The organism is Kinneretia sp. DJ1R-11, assembly GCF_025717595.1.
Taxonomy (GTDB): Bacteria; Pseudomonadota; Gammaproteobacteria; order Burkholderiales; family Burkholderiaceae_C; genus Paucibacter_A.
Genome location: NZ_JAJIRR010000001.1, coordinates 72,657 through 91,017 on the forward strand (window position 1 = coordinate 72,657; position 18,361 = coordinate 91,017).

15 protein-coding genes are annotated in these 18,361 nt (G+C 67.5%); 11 read left to right on the plus strand and 4 right to left on the minus strand.

Annotation, left to right across the window (positions count from 1 at the left end):
- Positions 1 to 13: 13 nt before the first annotated feature.
- The 9 genes from LNV23_RS00320 to LNV23_RS00360 all read left to right on the plus strand — a co-directional run bounded on the left by LNV23_RS00320 (position 14) and on the right by LNV23_RS00360 (position 13,788).
- Entirely contained in the window at positions 14 to 3,811 is a 3,798-nt protein-coding gene (locus LNV23_RS00320; RefSeq protein ID WP_263561107.1) for an ATP-binding protein, read from the plus strand.
- Between the two features lie 68 nt (positions 3,812 to 3,879).
- Positions 3,880 to 5,256 (plus strand): hypothetical protein, encoded by a 1,377-nt coding sequence (locus tag LNV23_RS00325; RefSeq protein WP_263561108.1) that lies wholly within the window; start codon positions 3,880 to 3,882, stop codon positions 5,254 to 5,256.
- 13 nt (positions 5,257 to 5,269) lie between these two features.
- The gene (locus tag LNV23_RS00330; RefSeq protein ID WP_263561109.1) at positions 5,270 to 5,743 is read left to right on the plus strand and encodes a type 2 periplasmic-binding domain-containing protein; all 474 of its coding nucleotides are present in this window, start codon (positions 5,270 to 5,272) and stop codon (positions 5,741 to 5,743) included.
- 5 nt (positions 5,744 to 5,748) lie between these two features.
- On the plus strand, positions 5,749 to 8,286 hold the full coding sequence (locus LNV23_RS00335; RefSeq protein WP_263561110.1) for an ATP-binding SpoIIE family protein phosphatase: 2,538 nt from the start codon (positions 5,749 to 5,751) through the stop codon (positions 8,284 to 8,286).
- A gap of 48 nt (positions 8,287 to 8,334) precedes the next feature.
- Positions 8,335 to 8,679: an STAS domain-containing protein gene (locus LNV23_RS00340; protein ID WP_263561111.1), complete on the plus strand. Its 345-nt coding sequence runs from the start codon at positions 8,335 to 8,337 to the stop codon at positions 8,677 to 8,679.
- A 153-nt stretch (positions 8,680 to 8,832) separates the two neighbouring features.
- On the plus strand, positions 8,833 to 10,488 hold the full coding sequence (locus LNV23_RS00345; protein ID WP_263561112.1) for a Na/Pi symporter: 1,656 nt from the start codon (positions 8,833 to 8,835) through the stop codon (positions 10,486 to 10,488).
- Positions 10,489 to 10,500: 12 nt separating this feature from the next.
- Positions 10,501 to 12,336, plus strand: coding sequence for a uracil-xanthine permease family protein (locus LNV23_RS00350; protein WP_263561113.1), 1,836 nt, complete (start codon positions 10,501 to 10,503; stop codon positions 12,334 to 12,336).
- 187 nt (positions 12,337 to 12,523) lie between these two features.
- Complete coding sequence (locus tag LNV23_RS00355) at positions 12,524 to 13,297, plus strand: hypothetical protein (protein WP_263561114.1); 774 nt, start codon at positions 12,524 to 12,526, stop codon at positions 13,295 to 13,297.
- Positions 13,294 to 13,788 (plus strand): type II toxin-antitoxin system VapC family toxin, encoded by a 495-nt coding sequence (locus LNV23_RS00360; protein ID WP_263561115.1) that lies wholly within the window; start codon positions 13,294 to 13,296, stop codon positions 13,786 to 13,788. The genes LNV23_RS00355 and LNV23_RS00360 overlap by 4 nt, the downstream gene beginning before the upstream one ends.
- Positions 13,789 to 13,954: 166 nt before the next feature.
- Here LNV23_RS00360 and LNV23_RS00365 read toward each other — a convergent pair whose 3' ends face one another.
- Positions 13,955 to 14,755 carry a helix-turn-helix domain-containing protein gene (locus LNV23_RS00365; protein ID WP_263561116.1) on the minus strand — a complete coding sequence of 267 codons (801 nt, stop codon included), beginning with the start codon at positions 14,753 to 14,755 and terminating at the stop codon, positions 13,955 to 13,957.
- 139 nt (positions 14,756 to 14,894) lie between these two features.
- Between LNV23_RS00365 and LNV23_RS00370 the strand changes: the two genes are divergently transcribed.
- Positions 14,895 to 15,194, plus strand: a complete 300-nt coding sequence (locus LNV23_RS00370; RefSeq protein WP_263561117.1) for a DUF2834 domain-containing protein — start codon at positions 14,895 to 14,897, stop codon at positions 15,192 to 15,194.
- Between the two features lie 201 nt (positions 15,195 to 15,395).
- Positions 15,396 to 16,202, plus strand: a complete 807-nt coding sequence (locus tag LNV23_RS00375) for a substrate-binding periplasmic protein (RefSeq protein WP_263561118.1) — start codon at positions 15,396 to 15,398, stop codon at positions 16,200 to 16,202.
- Positions 16,203 to 16,361: 159 nt separating this feature from the next.
- Here LNV23_RS00375 and LNV23_RS00380 read toward each other — a convergent pair whose 3' ends face one another.
- The 3 genes from LNV23_RS00380 to udk form a co-directional block, all read right to left on the minus strand.
- Positions 16,362 to 16,772 (minus strand): histidine kinase, encoded by a 411-nt coding sequence (locus tag LNV23_RS00380; protein ID WP_263561119.1) that lies wholly within the window; start codon positions 16,770 to 16,772, stop codon positions 16,362 to 16,364.
- Entirely contained in the window at positions 16,769 to 17,266 is a 498-nt protein-coding gene (locus LNV23_RS00385; RefSeq protein WP_263516743.1) for a GAF domain-containing protein, read from the minus strand. Before LNV23_RS00385 ends, LNV23_RS00380 begins: the two co-directional genes overlap by 4 nt.
- A gap of 182 nt (positions 17,267 to 17,448) precedes the next feature.
- Positions 17,449 to 18,090: a uridine kinase gene (gene udk, locus LNV23_RS00390; protein WP_263561120.1), complete on the minus strand. Its 642-nt coding sequence runs from the start codon at positions 18,088 to 18,090 to the stop codon at positions 17,449 to 17,451.
- Positions 18,091 to 18,361: the final 271 nt, after the last annotated feature.

Here is an 18,361-nt window from a genome sequence, read left to right on the forward strand (position 1 = left end):
TCTTTTTTGCACCATGCCGCCCCAGTTCCCCGAGCTTTCCGCCCCTGCTGCCGCTGCGTCCCGCGCGCACCCTGCCTCTGCCAACCCCTCGCTGCCCCGGCTTCGTCTGCTGGGCGGTTTCGAATTGCGCGGGGCCCAGGGTCAGGTCTTGCCCCTGCCCTACGACAAGGTGCGCGCCTTGCTGGCCATGCTGGTGCTGCAGACTGGGCCTTTGGCGCGCGAGCTGCTGGCCGACACCCTCTGGCCCGACTCCACCCTGGATCAGGCGCGCGCCAATCTGCGCCGCGCCCTGTTCGACCTGCGCCGGGTGCTGGCCCAGCTCTGGCCCGAACAGCCGGCGCTGGAGCCGCTGCAGAGCGACAACAAAAAGCAGCTGCAGCTGCGCGCCGATCTGGCCTGGCAGCTGGACTGCCGCGACTTCGCCCTGGCCCAGCTGGACGCCGCCACGCCCCAGCCCGAGGCGCGCCGCCAGGCCTTGCAGCAAGCCCTGAGCCTCTACCGCGGCCCCCTGCTGGACGGCCTGCAGCTGCCCGAGGCACCCGGCTTTGAAGCCTGGCTGGAGCCGCGCCGCGAGGCCTTGCAGCGACAGGCCCAGCAGCTGCTGGAGACGCTGGGCCAGCTGCATGAAGACGCCGGCGAGCCCGAGGCGGCCCTGGCCTGCGCCCGCCGCGCCCTGGCCCAAGACCCCTGGTGCGAGCCGGCCTTGCGCCGCTGCATGCGCATGCTGGCGCCCACAGCCGCTGGCGAGGCCCTGGCCTTGTTCGAGCAGTTCCGCGGCCAGCTGCAGGCCGAGCTGCAGCTGCAGCCGCAAGCCGCCACCCAGGCCCTGGCCGAAGGCCTGCGTCAGCCCGCAAGCCACGCGCCCGAAGCCCCGGCCACCCGAGCCGAACGCCGCCGCGTGGTGGCCCTGGCCTGCGAATGGGAAGCGCCGGCCGACGAGGCCGATCGCGAGGCCGAGGCCCTGGCCGCCGCCCTGCAGGCCCGGATGCAAGCCGCCCGGCGCTCGCTGCAGGCGCGCGGCGCCCATGTGCAGCGGGCCGAAGGCGGTGAGCTCTTGGCCTTCTTCGGCCACCCGCGTGCGCAGGAGCAAGCGCCGCGCCTGGCCCTGGACGCCGCGCTGGAGCTGGCCGGCGAGCACGACACTGGACGCGAGCCTTGGGCCCTGCGCCTGGGCCTGCATGTGGGCTGGGTCCATGCCGACCCCGAGCAGGCCTCGCCCGACAGCGTGGGCGCGCTCTCGCGTCAGGCACGCAAGTTGGCCCTGCAGGCCGAGGCCGGGCGCATCCGCGTCAGCGCCGAGCTGCAACAGCAAAGCGAGCGCCATCACCGCTTCACCACGCCCGACACCGCAGGCGGCAGCGCCGAGCTGCTGGGCGCCCGCGCTGTGCTGCAGGCCGCCAGCCGCCTGGACACGCTCAAGCCCATGGTCGGCCGCAGCGCCGAGCTGGCCCAGCTGCAGCAGGAATGGGCGCGCGCCCAGCAGGCCGCCCGCACGGTCTGGGTGCAAGGCGAGCCCGGCCTGGGCAAGACCCGGCTGCTGCTGGCTCTGCGCCAGCAGCTGAGCAGCGAGCAAGGCCAGCCCGCCCCGCCGATCTCGCAGCTGCACTGCCGCCCCGAGTACCGCCACACCCCGCTGCAGCCGGTGCGCGCCACCCTGCGCCGACGCCTGGGCGCAGCTCTGGAAGGCGACGAAGCGCAAGCCGAACAGGCGCTCGGCGCGCTGCTGCAACAGGCCGGCATCGCCTCGGCCGCGCAGGCTGCCGCTCGCAGCCTGCTGCGCCCCCTGCTGCTGCAGGCACAAGCCAGCGCTCCCACGAGCGAGCCTTTGCACAAACGCGAGCTGCAGACCCTGCTCTGCGAGCTGTTCGAAGGCCTGGCCCAGGGCCGGCCGCAGCTGCTCGTCTTGGAAGACCTGCATTGGGCCGACCCGTCAACGCTGGAGCTGCTGCAACTCCATCTTCAGCGCCCGGCCGCGCAGCGCGCCCCGGGCCTGCTGCTGCTCAGCTCACGCGAGGCGCCACCTGCGGATCTGCTCGGCAGCCTGGACCTCAGCCTGACGCTGCGGCCTTTGCCCGCCGAAGACATGGGCCAGCTGATCGACCAGCTCGACGGTGCCCCGCCGCCCGCCGCCCAACGCCTGCAAGTGCTGCAGCGCGCCGGTGGCGTGCCCCTGTTTGCCGAGGAGCTGGCGCGCTCGCTGCGCCTGCGGCCTGAGGACAAGGTGCCCGCCACGCTCTGGGACCTGCTGGCCGCCAGCCTGGACCGCTTGCCGCCCGAGGCCAAGCGCCTGGCCCAGGGCGCGGCCTTGTTGGGCAGCAGCTGCTCGCCCGCCTTGCTGCAAGCGCTGCTGCAGCTGCCGGCCGGCCCGCTGGCCCAGCAGCTGGCCCAGCTGGAGCGGCTCGACCTGCTGCAAGCCCATGGGCCCGAGCACTGGCAGTTCCGCCATGCCCTGATCCGCGACGCGGCGCTGGAGACCCTCAGCGCGGGCGAACGCCGCGCCCTGCACCGCCGCGCCGCCCAGGCCTTGATGGGCCCCTTCGCCAGCCTGGCCGCCGATGCGCCAGAGGCCCTGGCCCAGCATCTGCACGCGGCCGGCGACCCCGTGGCCGCGCACTACTGGCTGCAGGCGGCCGAGCGCGCCGCCGCCCAATCGGCCCACCAGGAAGCGCGCCACGGCTTCGAGCAAGGCCTGGCCGCCCTGCAGCTGCCCGAGGCCGCGCCGGCCTTGCGGCAACGCCTGCGCCTGCCCTTGTTGCTGGGCCTGGGCCATGGCCTGCTGGCCCTGGAGGGCTATGGCTCGCCGGCCGCGCGCCAGTGCTACCGCGACGCGCTGGAGGCCTGCGGCGAGCCCGGTGCTGCCAGCGGCCCGGGCCAGCGCTTCCAGGCACTCTGGGGCCTGTGGCTGGGCAGCCGCAGCGGCCCGGACGAGCGCCCCGTGCTGGCCCTGGCGCAGGAGCTGCTGACTGTGGCCGCCGACACCGTCGATGCTGCGGCCGCTGTGCAAGCCCGTTATGCCCTGGGCAACAATCTGTTCTTCCTGGGCCAGCTGCAGGCCTCTTGCGAGGCCCTGGCCGAGGCCGCTGCGGCGGGCGAACGCCTGCCTGCCCGCCAGCGCACCCAGCTGACCCAGCGCTTCGGCGAGCATGGTGGCATTGCTGCGCGCGCCATGCTGGGCTGGCCCCTGGCCTTGCAGGGCCGGGTGGACGAGGCCCTGGCGCACAGCCAGCTGGGCCTGCAGCAAGCGCGCGAGCTCGGCCATGCCCATACCCTGGGCTTTGCACTGGCCATGAACGCGGTGCTGCTGCGCCATCTGCGTCGGCCCGAGGCCGCCCTGCCGCTGAGCCTGGAGCTGCTGGCCCTGGCCCAGCGCCATGGCCTGGCCCTGTGGCAGGCCGTGGGCGCCCTGGTGCTGGGCTGGAGCCAGGCGGCCGGCGGCGACCCGGCCGGCCTGCTGCCCATCCGCCAGGCGGCCAGCGCCTCGGCCGTGGCCATGCCCAGCACCGAGGCCACGTTTCTGTCCTTTTTGATCGAAGCCTTGCTGAACCTGGGCCAGGCCGAGGAGGCCTTGGCGCAAGCGGACGCCTGCCTGCCCAAGGCGCGCGAGCGCCAGGAGTTTTACCTGCTGCCCGAGCTCTGGCGCATGCGCGCCCAGGCGCTGGAAGCCTTGGGCGAGCCGCGCGCCGAGGTCGAGCAGGCGCTGGAACAGGCCCAGCACGCCGGCCAGGCCATGGGGGCGGAGCTGCTCTTGCAGCGCACGGCCAGCCAGCGCCAGGCCTTGCCGACATTCGATTCAACGCAAATTCAACGCTGACCCGCCAAGCTCCCGCTCAGTTTCAGACCCGCCAGCCATGACGCGGGCCACAGCGAGGGGATGCTTTGATGCGGACAAGACGAGAACGACGAGCCGGGCGCGCAGCCGCCGCCTGGGCGCTGGCCGGCGGCATGGGCTTGGCGGGCCTGCTGGCCGGCGCCAGCGCGCACGCGGCAGGCGAGGGCAGCGAGAGCCAGGGCAGCGCCCTGCGCTTCTCCGGCTTTGCCACCCTGGGCCTGGCCCACAACGACAACGCCACGGCCGGCGTCACCACCTCTTTCTCGCAGCTGCGGCCGGTGCAAAAAGGCTGGTCGCCGAATATGGACACGGCCCTGGGTCTGCAGCTGGAATGGCAGCCCGCCCAAGGCACCACGTTGCAAGTGCAAGGCGTGGCCCGGGCCGGCGAGGACATGAAGCCGCGCCTGCGCATCGCCGCCCTGCGCCAGCAGCTGGGCCAGGGCCTGAGCCTGAACCTGGGCCGCCTGCGCAGCCCGCTGTTTTTCGACTCCAGCATCGCCGAGATCGGCTATGCCAATCTGACCGTGCGCCCGGCACCGGCCATCTACGCCCTGACCAACAGCGTGGCCAGCCTGGACGGCGCCGATCTGCACTGGCGCCTCAACCTCGGAGATGCCAGCCTGCTGGCGCAGGTCTTTGGCGGCCGCTACGACTACACCCACCGTTTCAACAACTTCGCACCCGCCATCTCGGCCGATGCCAGCCTGCGCGGCCTGCTGGGCTTCAGCCTCAGCGCCAATCTGCAAGACCTGACCCTGCGCGTCTCGCACACCCGGATTGACCGCTATGTGCTGCGCTCCGCCCAGGTCGATCAACTCAACAGCGGCCTGGATCAAGTCAACAGCGCGCTGCAGCAACTGGCTCAGAACCCCCTGCTGCCGGCGCCCATGCTGGCTGCGCTGCAGGCCAAATCGCAAGGCCTGGCGGCCCTGCGCAACCCCTTCGACAACCGGCCCGACTACACCAGCATCGGCCTGGACGGCAACTGGCAGCGTTGGCGAGTGCTGGCCGAGCTGACCTGGATGAACCCCCACAACGACCTGGTCGGTCGCGGCCGCGGCTACAGCCTGACCTTGGCGCGCAGCTTCGGTGACTTCACGCCCTACCTCGCCGTGGCCCAGATGAAGCGCTCCAGCGCCGTGCTCGACACCAGCGCCCTGGCGCCCACCGGCCTCAACCCGCAGCTCGACGGGGGCTTGCAGCAGTTGCAGCAAGGCTTCAACACGGCCCAGCAGTTCGCCAACATCAGCAGCCGCTCGCTCAGCCTGGGCCTGCGCTGGGACTGGCGCGAGAACATGGCGCTCAAGACCCAGCTCGACCTGATGCGCACGCCCAGCCCCGGCACACCCGGCCCCCTGGCCGTGCCCGCCCTGCCCTTCAACAACAGGCTCCAGCTGTTCAGCGTCACGCTGGACCTGGTGTTCTGAGGAGGGCCCCGCCATGAAATTGAATCTGCTCTCCTCCCTGCTGCCACGCGTTGCCTTGCCGATGACGGCCCTGCTGGCCCTGTTCTGGGTCACCGCGCCCCAAGCCGCCCTGGCGGCCACCGAGTTGATCGTCATTGCCCACAAGGATGTGGCCCTGGACAAGATCAGCCCCGAGCGCGTCACCCAGATCTTTCTGCGCCAGCAGCAGAACTGGCCCGACGGCCAGCCCATCCAGCCCATCGATCTGCGCGAAGGCACCAGCCTGCGCCGCAGCTTCTACGACCAGGTGACCGGCCGCAGCCCCGGCCAGCTGCGCGCCTACTGGGCGCGCCAGAGCTTCACCGGCATGGGCCTGCCGCCGCGCCAGGTGGACAGCGACGAGGACGTGGCCCGCCTGGTGCAAAGCACGCCGGGCGCCATCGGCTACGTCTCGCGCAAGCCCAGCGGCGCCGGCGTCAAAGTCTTGCTAACGACCAGCGTTGACTGATGGCGATGAAAGCCGCCGCCACCGACCCCGGCCTGGAGCAGGCTCGCTGGCTGCGCCTGCTGGCGCCGGCCAGCTGGCTGTCGGGGCGGCTGAGTTTTTCGCGCAAGTTCCTGCTGGTCGGCGCCGTCATGCTGCTGGCCCTGGCCTTGCTGAGCTGGCCGCTGCTGCGCAAGGCCGGGCAAGACGCGCAGAGCGCCGAGCTGGAGCGCCGCGGCCTGGCCGCCCTGGCCCAACAGGCGGCTGTGCTCAACACCCTGGTGCGCCAACGCGGTGAGCTCAAAGCCGAACGCGCCGACAAGCAGGCCGCCAGCGCCGAGCTGAAAGCCCTGTTGGACTGGGCGGCCGCGCCGCCCTTGCCGAACAGCGCCCTGCCCAGCGCCCTGCCCGCCCTGGCCCAGCGCTTGCAGCAGCAGTGGCAGCAGCTGCAAGACCTGGCCGCGCAGGACGACGACGCCCAGCGCCGCTTCGCCGCCCACACCGGCACCATCAACGCCTTGCTGGCCCTGATGCGCGAGAGCGCCCGCGCCCACCGCCTCAACGTCGACCCGACACTGGACGCGGCCTTCGAGATGCTCAGCCATCGCCTGCCCCTGCTGATGGAAACCCTGGCCAAGCAGCAGGACGCGCTGGCCCTGTCCAGCGACAGCATGGCCAGCTACGCGGTGGCCGCCCAAGTGGTGCTCAGCGAGGCCACACCGGCCCTGCGCGCCGGCATGCAGCAGCTGCTGGCCCCGGGTGACCGCGCCGGCCTGCAGGCTCAGCTCGATGAGCTGCTGGCCCGCATCGAGCGCCAGCAAGACGCCGTCGACAAGGTGCTGGACACGCCGCAAGCCCTGTCCGAGCTGCGCCCCATCGCCAGCGCCAACCTCGCCCAGGCCCAGGCCCTGCTGGTGGCCAGCACCGTGCAGGCCGATGCCCTGCTGCAGGAGCGCCTGACCCAGCTGCGCCGCAGCCAGTGGCAGGTGGGCGCCCTGCTGGTGGGCGCGATGGCGGCAATCGCTTACCTCTTCGCCGGCATTTATGTCTCCACCCTGCGCTCGCTGCGCCGGCTCTCACAGGGCACGCAAGACTTCTGCGCCGGCCGCCTGGACACCCGCATCCGCATCGACACGCAGGACGAGCTGGTCCTGGTGGCGGGCAATTTCAACACCGTGGCCTCCGAGGTCGGGCGCCTGCTCGATGTGATCCGCGAACAGAACGAATCGCGCCAGCGCGAGCTGGAGCGCCTGGTGCAGCAGCGCACCCTGGAGCTGGCCGACAAGAACGACCAGCTGCACCTGGCCGCCCTGCGTGTGCAAGAGGAGCTGGAGTCGGCCCGCGACATGCAGCAGGCCATCCTGCCTCAGCATTTCCCCGACACGGCTGACTTTTCCATGCAGGCCTGCATGAACCCGGCGCGCGAGCTGGGCGGTGACTTTTACGACTGCTTCGCCCTGCCCGAGGGCCGCTGGGGCTTTCTGGTCGCCGATGTGGCGGGCAAGGGCGTGGGCGCGGCCTTCTTCATGGCCGTCTCGCGCACCGTCTTGCAAGACCTGGCGCAGGCTGACCTCGGCCCCGAGGAGGTGCTGGCCCGCGCCAACGAGGTGCTCAGCGGGCGCAACCCGATGGAGCTGTTCGTCACCGCTTGCTACTGCATCTACGACCCGCGCGACGGCAGCCTGGCCTACGCCAGCGCCGGCCACCCCGCCCCCCTGCTGCGCACCGCCCTGGGCGAGGTGCTGACGCTGAGCTCGCCCTGCGAAGTCGCCCTCGGCGTGCTGCCCGGCATGAGCTACAGCCGCCAGCATGCCCGCCTGGCGTACGGCGACACCCTCTTGCTCTACACCGACGGCATCACCGAAGCCTTCGACGCCGCCGAACAGGCCTACGGCGATGACCGCCTGATTGCCTGGCTGCGCAGCAGCCGCGAGCCGCAAGCCGCCGCCAAGCTGGCCAGCCTGGTGCGCGATGTGGCCGCCTTCGTCGGCAGCGCCGAGCCCAGCGACGACCTGACCGCCCTGCTGCTCTGCCGCAAGCCGCAGGTCGAGGCTGCCGCCGCTCCGCCTGCTCCCTCCACCACCGATACGCCCGCCAGCCCACAAGCCCAAGGAGCTCTGACCGTGAGCCATGCCCCCCTGGAATTGAAGAACAAGACCCTGCTGCTGGAGTACCGCCTGGACAGCCGCGTCGAGGAGATCGCCGCCCTGGCCGAGGCCGTGGACGAAGCCCTGGCCGAACGCCCTGACCTGGCCTTTGCCGTCAACCTCTGCCTGGAAGAGCTGATCACCAACACCATCCAGCACGGTTTGCACGGCGCGCCCGACCGCCCCATCCATGTGCGGCTCTCGCGCTCGGACGAATGGCTGGAAATCATCCTCAAGGACGACGCCCCGCCCTTCGACCCCTTCGTCCAAGCCCCCGCCCCCAGCCTCGACGCCAGCGTCGAAGCGCGCGAAGTGGGCGGCCTGGGCGTGCACATGGTCAAAACCATGATGGACGAGGTGCGCGCCTTTTACGACGGCAGCGGCAACTTGATCGTGCTCTTGAAGACCCTCAAGCGCTAACGCCGCCTCTCAGCGCCACCCAAAATTCGACCTGAAGAAAGACACCCCATGAGCTTCGAACACCACAGCAGCGATGAGCAAGGCGCCCGCCTGGTCCAACTCAAGGGCCGCATCGACAGTGCCACCGCCGGCGCCTTCGAGCTGGCCGTGCAAGATCTGTTCGCCACGCCCGGCGCCCGCGCCCTGCTGGACTTCGCCACCGTGGACTACATCTCCAGCGCCGGCCTGCGCGTGGTGCTGATGGCGGCCAAGCGCGCCAAGCAGGCGCAGGGCCGCCTTTTGCTTTGCGGCCTGCCCCAGCATGTGCGCGAAGTATTCGAAATCAGCGGCTTCCTGAAGATCATCGACAGCGTCGCGGATCGCGCTGAGGGTCTTCGACACCTCAGCGCTTGACATGCCCCTCGCCCTGTCTTGCCCCGCTGAACGCGGGCCAGCCCGGTCGGTCCCCCGAGGGGACGGCGATGCTCGCGGCATTGAGCCGCGAGCACATCGCCCGACGGGCCGGCTTGGGAGCGGCCCGGCGCTCGGCCCGGAGTACCCCCGTCCATGAGCATCTTCATCAGCCTGTTCGCCGGGCTGGGCCTGTTCTTCATCGGCGTTCGCCTGATCAGCAGCAATCTGCGCCAGGTGATCGGCCGCCGCCTGCGCCAGCTGATCGCGCGCGCCGTCACCGGCCCGGGCTCGCTGGCCCTGTTCGGCCTGCTGGCCGGCGCGGTGATGCAAAGCGTCAACGCCGTCATCCATGTGCTGGTGGCCCTGGTCACCGCCGGCGCCATGGACCGCAAGCGCGCCTTCCCCATCATCCGCTGGGCCAACCTCGGCACCTCGCTGCTGGCCCTGGTGGCCGCCATCGACCTGCACGCCCTGGCCCTGTGCCTGGTCGGGCTGACCGGCATCGCCTACTACCGGCAGATTGACCAATCGACCCGCTGGCGCCATGCCGTGGGCGCCCTGCTGGGCCTGGGCCTGCTGTTTCTGGGCACCGATTTCATCAAGAGCGGCGCCGCCCTGCTGCGCACCGAACCCTGGCTGCGCCTGCACATCAGCGAGCTGGGCGTCTGGCTGCTGCCCAGCTTCGCCATCGGCGCGGCCGTGGCCTGGGCCGCGCAATCGTCCACCACCGTGGTCGTCATCACCATGAGCCTGGCGGCCGGCGGCCTGATCGGCTGGAACGGCGGCGCCATGCTGGTGATGGGCGCCGGCCTGGGCTCGGCTGCCTCGGCCTGGAGTCTGGCCGGCCGCCTGCAGGGCAGCGCCCGCCAGCTGGTGCTGTTCCAGGTGCTGCTGCGCCTGCAGGGCCTGCTGCTGACGCTGGCGTTTTACGCCTGCAACCGCTGGCTGCTGGACGACCCCTTCGGCCGCCTGCTGGACCAATTCCAGATGGGCCTGCCGGCGCGGCTGGCGGCTTTCTACATGGTGGTGCAGCTGCTCAGCGATCTGGCCAGCCGCGCGCTGGAAGCGCCCTCGCTGCGCTGGCTGGAAGCCTGGGCCGCGCCCTCGCTGCAAGAGAACCTGAGCAAGCCGCACTTTGTGCACGACGAGGCCCTGGACGAAGCCGAAACCGCCCTGCTGCTGGCCGACAAGGAGCAGCAGCGCCTGCTCGCCTGCCTGCCCGCCTACCTCGACGCCTTGCGTCAAGACGCACCCGCGGCCCTGACCTCGGCGGACCAGCGCCAGGCCGCCGAGAGCCAGGTGCTGCAGCTCTGCGAGCAGTTCCTGGTGGAGCTGGCCGACCGCCAGCGCAGCCGTGATGTGCTGGAGCGCAGCATGGTGCTGCGCGACCGCAACCGCCTGCTCGCCTCGCTGCAGGAATCGCTGGTGGAGCTGCACCAGGCCGCCCAGGTGGCCAGCAGCGGGGATGAGGATGATGACAAAGCCGGCCGCGCCACCGTGGCCCAGCTGCTGGACCAGCTGGTGCAAAGCCTGCACCTGATGCTGGAGGCCCTGGCCGAAACCGCCGCCCGCGCCCAGCCCGACGCCGAAGACCTGGAGCTGCTGCGCAGCCTCACCCACGACCGCTCGGAGCTGATGGACGGCATCCGCCGCCGCCTGCAAGGCAGCGATCTGGAAGCCGGCCTGCGCCAGGCCGTGTTCAGCGCCACCACGGTGTTCGAGCGCTGTGTCTGGCTGGCGCGGCGCTATGTGCTGCTGCTGGACAGCCCCCTCACGGCCATGGCCACCGAGCCCTCCACCAAGACCTGAGAGTCCCACACCTTGATCCACCACGCTCTGAGCCGCTGGCTGCCCCCGTCCAAGCCGGTGCGCCGGCCCTTCGAGCTGATCTACGCGGCCGATGAATGCCCGCCCCGCGGCGCCCTGGGCCTGCTGGCTTTGCAGCATGCGGCCACGGTGCTGGCCCTGATCGCCCATGTGCTGGCCGCCGCCAAGATCGCGGGTTTAAGCCTGCCGCAAACCCACTCCATCGTCGCCATGACCCTGCTGGGCATGGCCATGGGCACGGCCTTGCAAGCCTGGGGCGGGCGCTGGGGCAGCGGCACCCTGCTGGTGTTTCAGCCCGACCCGATGATGATCACCGTGGCCGGCGCGGCCATCGCCAGCTACGGCCTGGGCTCTTTGGTGCAGGTGAGCCTGATCGCCGCCGGCGTCACGCTCTGCGTGGGGCCGCTGATGCGCCATCTGCGCGCCCTGTTCCCGCCCACCGTGGTGGGCACGGTGGTGTGCATGGGGGGCTTGGGGCTGGTGGAGCCGGCCATGCGCAATGCCTTGGGCATCCATGAAGCCTCAGCCGGCGCGGCCACCGGCTTGCAAGCCCTGCAGATCGACGGCATCAGCGCCCTGATCTCGGGCGCCACCTTGGCCAGCATCGTCGTGCTCTCGGTCTGGGGCGGGCGGCGCTTCAAGCTGCTTGGGGTGTTGGCCGGCTTGCTGATGGGCCTGCTGATCGCCGCGCTCAGCGACCGCCTGCTGGGCCTGGAGTGGCTGCACAGCGCGCCCTGGCTGGCCCTGCCGCAGCCGATCGCGCCCAGCTTCAATCTCGGCCCCGAGATCATTTTTGCCATCGTGCTGATCGCCACGCTCAACCAGCTGGACAACATCGGCTGCCTGATCGTGATGGACAAGACCGACAACGCCGACTGGCGCCGCGCCGATATGCAGATGGTGGGCCGCGGCATCCGCGCCAACGGGGCCAGTGATTTCTTGAGCGGCCTGTTCGGCAGCTTCCCCACCGCGCCCAGCTCGGCCAATATCGCCCTGGTGCACGCCACCGGCTCCAGCAGCCGCTACATCGGCCTGGCCTGCGCGGCACTGCTGCTGCTGGTGGCCCTGAGCCCGCTGCTGACCATGGCGCTCACACTCATCCCGCAAGCCGTGCTGGGCGCCATCTCGCTCTACGCCGCCGCGTACTTGATCGTCTCCGGCATCGAGATGATTGCCACCCGCGCGCTCGACAGCCGCGGCATCTTCATGGTCGGTTTATCGCTATGCGCCGGCCTCGCCACCATGCTGATGCCAGGCCTGAGCCAGGGCCTGCCCGAAGGCGTGGCCATGCTGGCCGGCGATGGCTTTGTGGTCACCGGCGTCTGCGTGATGGGCCTGAACCTGCTGTTCCGCCTCGGCACCCGCTTGCGCGCCAGCTGCGAGCTGGACGCCGGTCTCGGCCCCATCAACCACCAGCTCACCGCTTTTGTCGAGCGCCAAGGCGCCGCCTGGGGCGCCCGCATGGACATCGTCCGCCGCGCCGCTCTGGCCGCGCTGGAAGCCAGCGAAGCGATTCAAGCCGCGGGCGGCGGCCGCCTGCTGGTGATACGCGGCAGCTTTGATGAATTCAACTTCGACCTGGAGTTGCTGCATGAGGGCAAGCCGCTGCGGCTGGGCGCTGCGGCCGAGCCGAGCGATGGCTCAGCGGGCGCAGCCGCCGTGCCGCTGGATCTGGATGCGCTGATGAACAGCGATGAGGACATTGAACGCCAGCTCGACGCCGCCATGGCCCGCGTCTCCGGCGTCCTGATCCGCCACCTGGCCGACAAACTCAGCAGCGGCAGCCTGGGGACAGGGCAGGCGGTGTTGAGGTTGCATTTTGATCATTGAGGGCGCATCGGCAGCTTGGAGGCAAGGCTCTGTTCCCTCAATCCCCTGACACTCACGCCACTAAATCCACTCCGCTCAGGCCGCTTGACCTTCAGGCCAGTGTGCTCACACCGGGTCCGGCATCGTCGCCGTCTTGTCGGCGTACACTCATTACGAGCACCATTTGGTGCGAAGGTGAGCATAGGAAATGGAAGCGCAGTCGATCACCATCGCCCTGGAGGATACGTCCGCAGGCTATGAGGCAACGCCCGATAGGGTGCGCCTGAGTGTGCTCGCCTCTTTCACCTCCGAAGTTCAAGAGTTTCTGCGCGGCGAGTCAAAAGAAATCGATACCGCGCAACTTGATGTCGCTGTCATCAAGGGCTCCTACGGCATTTACGCACCGGCCATTCCGACTGAATACGAGATTTTCAACGTACTTCGGGAAATGGCGGCAGGGTTCACTCTGAAAGCAATAGACCCAAAGCGTTGGAGCATCGTAGACCGGTGGCAGCGTCGTTCAAAGAATAGCAAGGAAATTGCAGTAAGAATCGAGTCCCCCGCCCTCTCTCGGCCTATCCGCATATCAGCGGACACCGACTTCGTAGCAGACGATAGCAAGGTCTGGCTGGAAGTTGAGCGGTATGTTCGGGGTGAGTTGCAAGACCTAGGCGGCTCTACTAAGCCGAACGCACATCTGCGGCTTCCAGACGGTCAAACCCTTTACGTTGCCACGGACAGAGATACTGTGCGCAAGGAAAAAGAAAACCTCGTTTTTCAATTCGTCACGCTTCGCATAAAGGCGAAGATGAATCTACTCACTGGCGAGTTGAAGCATGCGCGCCTGATTGAGTTTGTGGACTATCGGCCTGAAGCGGAAGAAGACCTAACAACGCTCAGGACTCGCGCGGCCATCGCATGGAAGGACGTTCCTAACGCCTCCGATTGGGTGGACACGCTCAGGGGTGGAGAAAGCGATTGAACGGCGTCCTTCTAGATACCAGTTTCCTGATTACCTTTAGCGACTCTACCCGCCCTAACCACGCGGTCGCAGAAATCTATTACAGGGAGTTCAAACGGCGAGGCTGGACAATGTTCCTATCCGTCATCGTTGCTTCGGAATTTCAAGTCGGGCAATCTGTCATCGATCTACCCCTGAGTTCTTTTCTAATCGCTCCATTCAACATTGATGACGCGATTGAATGCGGGGAACTGGGGAAACTTGCACTAGCCTCAAGAGACGACGGTGACAACCGAATTCGGTTGAAGGACGACTTGAAGCTTATTGCGCAGTGCAAGAATCAGGGCATTTCCCATTTCATCTGTGAAGATGAAAGGCTGGCCGCGAAGTACGCAAAGAAACTCAAGCACGCAGGAAAGGCGCCTGGCCTGCCTGAAGTTATCTTGTTGTGTGACGGGTTCAATGAAGCGATTTTCAACGACGGCCAAAGTTCTCTCGATTTAGGGGCATAAGGGTCAAGCCTTAAATCTGCAGGGGCATGAGGGTCACCCATTAGCTGCCCCCGTCAAGTAGCAAGCACACGCCCCTGCACCGCAAGGCCGCACTTTTCCCCTCCTCAAGACTGAGTTCCCCATCACCGCGGGCAGGGGCTTGATGGTCAAGCATTAAATTTGCTCATCAAGCCGCGGCTTCCAGCACCGCGCGCGTCTTGGCGTCGGCCGGGAAGACATGCTCCACCCGCAGCGAGGCCAGCGTGATGTCTTGCGGCGTGCCGAAGGTGGAGAACATGCTGAAAAAAGCCAGCTCGCCGTGGACGGTGGCGAAGCGGGTGGTCAGGACCGGGGCCAGTTGGCGCGTCCAGGGCGCCAGCGTTTGGCCGCCCAGGCGCGCTTGAAACTGCGCCGCCAACTGCTCCACACGGGCTTGCAACTCGGGCACGACCGAGGCGTCGTCGCGCAGATGGGCCAGCAGGGCGGGGGCCACTTCGTCCAGATTGCTGATGTGGCGGCTCATGCCTTCGGGGTGCAGCAGCAGGTCCAGCATATTGAGGCTCTGGCCCGGTTGCTGCTCGGCCAGCGAGGGCATCAGCGTCAGCGCCATCCAGCGGGCGCCTTGGTTCATTTGCAAGATGTTCCAGCCGGCGTCCATCACCATGGCGGGCAGCGGGTCATGGGCCGCCAGCATCAGCGTCAGGGCCTCGCACACCGGCGCCAGTACCGCCGCGCCCAACTCATGGCCGCTGCAGGCGGCGGCAAAGCCGGCTTGTTGCAAGGCGGTGTTGCGCAGGGCCAGCGGCGCTTGCAGCTCCTGCAACCAAGCCAGCAGCAGCTCACGGCTGGCCTGGGCCCGCCCGCTCTCGACAAAGCTCACATGGCGCTGGCTCACCCCCAGGCGCAAGGCCAGCTCCAGTTGACTGATGCGGCGCGCCTTGCGGGCGCTTTGCAGGGTTTCGCGAAGTGAGGGGCTGGCGGCGAGCATGAGCGGATTCCACCACAGCCCGGCCGCCTCTTTTCTTCTCTTCTCAATGACCTGCGAGGTAATTGCGACGCTAGCGCGCGGCTCGGACACTGCCCTTCTTCATTCGATTTTTGACAGCGAGTAGGGAAGGAAACAAGCCATGAACAAGACCGTGTTGATCGTCGTGCTGCTGCTCTTCAGCGCCTTGAGCGCTTATGCCGTGCTGCATGCAGGCGGGGTCTTGGAGTTGGTGCAAGTACTGCTGCGCATACCCGAGGGATGGCAGGTGATGGCCGATCTGATCATCGTCATGGTCTTGCTCTTGGTCTTCATGTGCCGCGACGCGCAAGCCCAGGGGCGGCCCTTCTGGCCCTGGGCGATCTTCTCGCTGGTGGTGGGCTCCTTCGGGCCTTTGCTCTACTTCATCACCGCGCGCCGCAGCCGCGAGCGTGGGGCATGAGGGGCATGAGGGTCAGGCTTTCATTCAATTTGAAGCCGCCAAGATCCTTGCCTGAGCGAGCTCACCGCAAGACCTGACCCTTGCGCATCGAGCTCCCCTGCGCCGGGTATCCAGTCACTGCACGCGGCGATCGGCGTCAGCCTATCTTTGAACCCGACGAGCTTGTGAGCCCGCGCCTTGCTCGCTGGGTATCATGCTTCGATGATGCCGCTCCGCTCAGTTCTGCTGCTGCTGCTGATGTGCCTGGTCGCTTGGGCGCAGCACAGCAGCGCGAAGGAACCGGTGCTGCGCGCCTGTGGGCACCCGGCTGCGCCACCCATGAGCTGGGATCAGGACGGCCAGCTGACCGGCGTTTGTGTGGCCGCAGCGCGGCGGGCCTTCGCTGCCGTGGGGCTGACGCTCCAGGTGGAGCCACCCATGCCTTGGGCGCGTTGCCTGCGGATGGTCGAAACCGGTGAGGTTGACGTCAATCTGTGCGGATTTGTGAACGACAAGCGGCTTGAGCACGCGGTGATGATGGAGCCTCCGGTCGGCCACAACGATGCGGTGCTCATCGTGCGCCGCGACAGCAGCTTGGTCTACAAATCCTGGGCTGACCTGAACGGGCTGCGCATTGGCATGGGGCGCGGGGTCAGTTTCGGGGAAGAGTTCGACGCCTATCTGGCTCGGCATACTCAGTTCGATCTTGCGCTCAGCGAAGCACACAATCTGCAGAAGCTTTTGCTGGGAAGGCTGGACGCTGTGGTCACCGCAAGGCACGCAGGCCAGCAACAGATTCGCGCCACAGGCTGCGAAGCTCAACTGCGCCTGCTGCCCGGCAAGGTGGTTGGCGGCCCGCTGTTCATGCAGATGTCCAAGCGCTCCAAGCACCTGGGTGTGTTGCCACAAGTGACGGCCTTCATGAAACAGCCAGCCCAGATCGAGTGGGTGCAAGGCCAGCAGGCTCGCTTTGAAGCGATGTATGCCTCAATGAACCCGCCGGCGCAGTCCAATCTTTGCAGCCGCTGAGACCCTGGCAGCAAGCAGCGCCCGGCTGAAACAGGCGGGAACTGCGTGGGCTTTCTCATTGCACTTTGTCAGTCCGGCTTCCACAAAGGCATGAACAAAAAGCATGAGGGTCAGGCCGGACCTCGCGCTTTGTGACCCCGCGCCTGCGCTAAACAAGCCTCAGGGCTGATCTGTCAGCGTCTCGATGGTGATCACAAGATCACGGATCTTGAACGGCTTGATGAGTATCCGGTGCAGCCCCAAGACCTTGATGCGATGGGCCAGATCAGCACTGCATTGCGCGGTGGTGATCGCGACCGGCGTGTTCTTGGCGCTTTTGTAATCGCCCTTGCGCAGATTGCCGATCAGCTCCAGCGCCTCCTCCTCGTCGTCGAGGGCAGCAATCAAGCCGACAAAGGCCTGGTGCGCCAAGAAATGACGGGCACTTCGGGCATTGTTGACCAGCCTCAGATGGGGCAAGCCCAGCTGCCGCGCGGTCGACACAATGATGTTGCCCACCATGCCGCTGTGCTCGATGAGCAAGATCTCAGCGCTATTCACGCTGCCGCTTGCTCTTTCCGTATCCATCATGGCTGAGCCGTTTTGAGCAGCAACTGCTCAACGACCAGGTCTCTGAGCGTACCCAGAATCGCCAGCGCGACCCGGTCCATCTCTCTTGGCTTGAAATCAAAAAGGCAAAGCGTGCCGACGTTTTGCCCGCCGGGGAGTTTCAGGCATGCCCCAGCGTAGAAACGTACATGAGGTTCGAGCGCGACGTGAGGGTTGTCAGCAAAGCGCGCGTCCAAGGTGGCATCGGGAATGATGAAAGGCTCATCGCTCATGATGGCGTGGCCACAAAAGGAAATGTCGCGGGGCGCTTCACAAACATCCAAGCCGCAATGGGACTTGAACCAAGTGCGCTCTGAATCGACCAAGGACACCACGGCAATAGGCACATCGAACTCGTCGGCGGCAAACGCGGCGATGCGATCAAAGCGCTCCTCGGGCGGCGTATCGAGAATCAGCAACTGGCGCAATGCGCTCAGCCTGTCGTCTTCGTTCGCGGGAGTCGGGGCAGTGATCATGGCACCTCGTGTCGAGCAAGCTGATTCGCATGGAGCTCAAGGTATTGTCTGCTCGACTGTAGATCATGCTCGAACGCATGACCGTGCGATTTGGGCAGAGGAAAGTGCAGTTGAAGGTCCTGGGGCCTGAGTGGGCCCTGAGGGTCAGGCCTTCAATTTGAAGCCCCCCCGACGGCATCCACTCACCCCCGCCCCATCTCCTGCAACAAGCTCCTCACCTTGGTGGTGATGATGTCCACCGCCGGGCCGTTGGCGCCGTGGGGCAGGATGACGTCGGCGTTGCGCTTGGTCGGCTCGATGAACTGCTTGTGCATGGGGCGCACGGTGTCCATGTACTGGTTCACCACCGACTCGGTGCTGCGGCCCCGCTCCGAAATATCGCGCTGCAGGCGGCGGATGAAGCGCACGTCCGAGGCGGTGTCCACGTAAATCTTCAGCGACATCATGTTGCGCAGTTTCGTGTCGTACAGGGCGAACAAGCCCTCGACCACGATGATCGGCGCAGGCTTCACGGTGATGGTGTCGCTGGAGCGGTTGTCGGCCGCGAAGTCATACACCGGCATGGCGATGGCCTCGCCCTTGCGCAGCGCCGCCAGGTGCTGGGTCATCAGCGGCCAGTCAAAGGCATCGGGGTGGTCGTAGTTCTGCTTGCGCCGGTCCTCCGGCGGCATGTGCGATTGGTCGCGGTAGTAATCGTCCTGCATCACCACCGCCACGTTCTCGGACCCGATGGCAGCCACCACCTGGCGCGTCACCGTCGATTTGCCGCTGCCGCTGCCGCCTGCGACACCGATGACGAAAGGTTTGTGGGTAGATTTGGGCATGAGCGGGTACGGCTGAAGGGGCAAGGACGAGGATGGGGCGGGGCCTGCGGATCGGCACGCGGGCAGATAGGCAGGCGGCTGGGCGGGCGGCCAAGCAGGGTGATTTTATGAGCGTCCGAGGGCCTGGTTTTCAGGCGGCCAGGCCTGCGCGATGGCAGGCTCTTGCCCGGCCCATCGCGGCTGTATGTCGTTGGTCCCAATGCCCCTCCATCTGGTCTTTTGTGGGCCCGAGCTCCAAGCGCTGGGCATTAGCCTGCCGGCTTGCTTGTTT

Bases quoted from the DNA above. Each gene is read 5' to 3' on its own strand.
- LNV23_RS00385 (WP_263516743.1), bottom strand. From the start codon at position 17,266: ATGATCACTGCCCCGACTCCCGCGAACGAAGACGACAGGCTGAGCGCA.
- LNV23_RS00365 (WP_263561116.1), bottom strand. From the start codon at position 14,755: ATGCTCGCCGCCAGCCCCTCACTTCGCGAAACCCTGCAAAGCGCCCGC.
- udk (WP_263561120.1), bottom strand. From the start codon at position 18,090: ATGCCCAAATCTACCCACAAACCTTTCGTCATCGGTGTCGCAGGCGGC.
- LNV23_RS00320 (WP_263561107.1), top strand. From the start codon at position 14: ATGCCGCCCCAGTTCCCCGAGCTTTCCGCCCCTGCTGCCGCTGCGTCC.
- LNV23_RS00325 (WP_263561108.1), top strand. From the start codon at position 3,880: ATGCGGACAAGACGAGAACGACGAGCCGGGCGCGCAGCCGCCGCCTGG.
- LNV23_RS00340 (WP_263561111.1), top strand. From the start codon at position 8,335: ATGAGCTTCGAACACCACAGCAGCGATGAGCAAGGCGCCCGCCTGGTC.
- LNV23_RS00375 (WP_263561118.1), top strand. From the start codon at position 15,396: ATGATGCCGCTCCGCTCAGTTCTGCTGCTGCTGCTGATGTGCCTGGTC.
- LNV23_RS00355 (WP_263561114.1), top strand. From the start codon at position 12,524: ATGGAAGCGCAGTCGATCACCATCGCCCTGGAGGATACGTCCGCAGGC.
- LNV23_RS00345 (WP_263561112.1), top strand. From the start codon at position 8,833: ATGAGCATCTTCATCAGCCTGTTCGCCGGGCTGGGCCTGTTCTTCATC.
- LNV23_RS00380 (WP_263561119.1), bottom strand. From the start codon at position 16,772: ATGATGGATACGGAAAGAGCAAGCGGCAGCGTGAATAGCGCTGAGATC.
- LNV23_RS00330 (WP_263561109.1), top strand. From the start codon at position 5,270: ATGAAATTGAATCTGCTCTCCTCCCTGCTGCCACGCGTTGCCTTGCCG.
- LNV23_RS00335 (WP_263561110.1), top strand. From the start codon at position 5,749: ATGAAAGCCGCCGCCACCGACCCCGGCCTGGAGCAGGCTCGCTGGCTG.
- LNV23_RS00370 (WP_263561117.1), top strand. From the start codon at position 14,895: ATGAACAAGACCGTGTTGATCGTCGTGCTGCTGCTCTTCAGCGCCTTG.